This window comes from Xenorhabdus innexi, assembly GCF_002632485.1.
GTDB classification, from domain to species: Bacteria; Pseudomonadota; Gammaproteobacteria; order Enterobacterales; family Enterobacteriaceae; genus Xenorhabdus; species Xenorhabdus innexi.
Genome location: NZ_NIBU01000076.1, coordinates 1 through 2,669 on the forward strand (window position 1 = coordinate 1; position 2,669 = coordinate 2,669).

The 2,669-nt window shown below is 59.0% G+C and carries 4 protein-coding genes; all 4 read left to right on the top strand.

Annotated elements, in window-relative coordinates; all coding sequences use genetic code 11:
- Nucleotides 1–352 (top strand): TraU family protein (locus Xinn_RS17985; RefSeq protein ID WP_211286031.1); only part of this gene is annotated, 352 nt, incomplete at its 5' end.
- Nucleotides 353–370: 18 nt separating this feature from the next.
- Nucleotides 371–1,807 (top strand): integrating conjugative element protein, encoded by a 1,437-nt coding sequence (locus tag Xinn_RS17990; protein ID WP_422646006.1) that lies wholly within the window; start codon nucleotides 371–373, stop codon nucleotides 1,805–1,807.
- 5 nt (nucleotides 1,808–1,812) lie between these two features.
- On the top strand, nucleotides 1,813–2,151 hold the full coding sequence (locus tag Xinn_RS17995) for a hypothetical protein (RefSeq protein WP_244590251.1): 339 nt from the start codon (nucleotides 1,813–1,815) through the stop codon (nucleotides 2,149–2,151).
- Nucleotides 2,148–2,669: conjugal transfer protein TraG N-terminal domain-containing protein (locus tag Xinn_RS18000; RefSeq protein WP_211286032.1), on the top strand; the 522-nt coding region annotated here is incomplete at its 3' end. The genes Xinn_RS17995 and Xinn_RS18000, both read left to right, overlap by 4 nt.

Here is a 2,669-nt window from a genome sequence, read left to right on the forward strand (position 1 = left end):
TCTCTATCCGCGCGCCGGTTTCGTCACGCAGACGGATGACGATAAAGCCGCGGCGGTGGTGGCCCAACGGGTGGCGGACATTATCACCCGTACCGGGCAGCCCCATGTGTACCAGCCGCTGACCGGACAACGGGCTGACGGCTACTGGCCGCCGGGCCCGGTGCAGGAAAATACCGGCACAAAGAACCACCAGTGGCAGCGGTTATCGCCGACATTAAGTCAGACCTGTGCCGTGTTTCCTGACGGGGAACATACGGCTGCTATCAATGGTAATCAGGCTTATGCCCTGTGGCAGCCCTACAGCTGCTGTCAGCGCCGGGGACAGCGTTTTCTCGGCAGCACGGATATCTGAATAAGGAAATGCGTCATGATGAAGAAAAGCAAGGCCTTCTGGCTGGTGACGGGGTCTATTCTGCTTACGTCGGTGCAGGCCGGTGCGGCCGGGCTGTCCCTCACCTTACCGCAGGTGAACCGGAGTGCGCTGGGTTATGGCGCAGAGACCAGCGGGGCGGTGTCCGATACGCTGTTTTATACCTTAGGGGGCGGCTCGGTGATTTCAGAGCCGGCCAGCCGCAGTGGTTCCGCCACACTCGGTGGATTAGAACTGGGCTGGCGCTCGGATTTGATGTGCGGCAATTTTGACCTGAAAACCACCGTCAGTAATCAGCTGAACGGCATTACAGCCGGCTTTAAGAACCTGATGAGTGATGTCATTCAGGGGGCGACCGGGGCCGTCGCCAGTCTGCCGGCGATGATTATCCAGCGGGCCAATCCGGGATTGTATGACATGCTGACCAACGGGGTGTTACAGGCCAGTGTGGCCTTTGATAAAGCGCAGTTTAACTGCCGGGCGATGGCCAATAAAATGATGGATTTTGCGCAGAACAGCAAATGGACCCAGTCGGCGACCCTGCAGGAATACAAAACGCTGGTGAACGGCGGGGACGGGGATGCCGTGCGGGTGAATAATGCCGGCAGTAAAACCACCGGTGCCGGCGGGCATCCGTGGATTGGCGGACAACGGCAGGGCGGCAAGGGACAGGCAGCCATCCGTCCGACCCGCGATTTGGTCAGTGCCGGCTTTAATATGATGAATCAGCTGCCGGTACTGAGTCAGGCGTCCGTCAGCCCCTTTAAGTGTGAAGGCAGTGCCTGCCGTAAATTCAGCACGGCGCGGGAAGCCGCTGACGCCGTGGTCAGCGTGCTGGGTGACCGGGCCATCCGGACCTGCACACAGTCTGCCGAGTGCAGCAGCGGCGGTGAACCCCATCAGCCGGGCACGACGGTGGCGGGAACGGGGTTTGCCCCGATGCTGGAAGCCCATACCAAAACGAATATCGAACAACTGGTGAAACTGGTCAGTGGTACGGCGAAGCCGACGCAGGCCAGTCTGACCCAACTGAAAACCGGCAGCCTGACGGTGACGCAGGGGGTCATTCAGGCGTTGCAGCGTGACCCGGACCGGGCAGCACTGACGGCGCGTCTGGCCGGCGAGCTGGCGATGGCGGAGACCACCGAAACCGCGTTACTGATGCGCCGGATGCTGATGACCGGCATGTCCGAACCCAATGCCGCCGCACAATCGGAAGCCCTGGCAGAAGGGGAACGCCGGATTGCCGCACTGGACCGGGAAATCAGTGCGCTGAAAAATGAAATGGCCCTGAAACAGGCGCTGTCCCGCAATGCCATCCTGACCATTATTGAACGGGATACGCAGCGCATTAACGCCCATCCGCAAAAACAGGTGCCGGACAGCCAGGATGCGCGGTTTTCTCAGCTGGAAGCCCCTAATCGGGAGCGCAGGTAAGGTCGATGATGGCAGAGAAAAGTTCAAGAGTCAGAAATGGTGTCGCGTTATCACTGATTATCGCTTTGGTGATGGCAATGACGTTAGTGGCAGGCTGGGTGGGGATGCGCTATCCCGAAACCCTGTCTGCCTTCAATCGCTGGCTGGAAAGGCATCAATCGCTTTGGCTGTTATGGCGATTAAGTCTTTACGGATGGCTGTTCTGGGGCGGCTGGAAAACCTGGCAAAGGGTAAAGCATCAGGCGGAATACCGCGCAACACTAATGCGGATGATGGTGGTTAGTCTGCTGTTTATTCTGCTGGGTGAATATGCGCTGTCAGCCAGTCAGGGAAGTGTGTCATGACCACGAACAGTTATCTGGAATATTTCCTGACCCTGCTCGGCTGGGTGGTGAATAATGGCCTGTGGCACATTCTGATTGCCACGGGGTTGTTTACCCTGCCTTTAGTGATAAAAGTGATTACCATTTGGCTGAAAGTCAGAGAAGGGGGCGAAGAAGACGGTGCCGGCGGTTTGCAGTCACTGGCCCGGCTTGAGACTACGCTCTACGGGGCGTTTTTCGTGATGGTGTTCTGCTGTGTGCCGCTGGTCAGCGTCAGCCTGACCACCCTTCAGTATGACCCCTCCCGCGCCAAAAGCTGTGGCACCTGGACACCGGCTGCCCCCGATAAAAGTGGTTATGCGCCGGTGATGTCCAGCCTGAATAACCAGACGGCGGCGGTGCCGGTCTGGTGGGCCGTAGTGCACCGGTTATCCAAAGGGCTGACACAGGCGGCGGTCGCCACCATTCCCTGCCGGCCGGATTTGCGGCAGCTGCGTTTTGAGGTGCAGCATACCCGCATCAGCAACCCGGCGCTGGCG

Excerpts from the sequence above, each read along its gene's own strand:
- Xinn_RS17990 (WP_422646006.1), top strand. The coding sequence starts at position 371 with ATGAAGAAAAGCAAGGCCTTCTGGCTGGTGACGGGGTCTATTCTGCTT.
- Xinn_RS17995 (WP_244590251.1), top strand. The coding sequence starts at position 1,813 with ATGATGGCAGAGAAAAGTTCAAGAGTCAGAAATGGTGTCGCGTTATCA.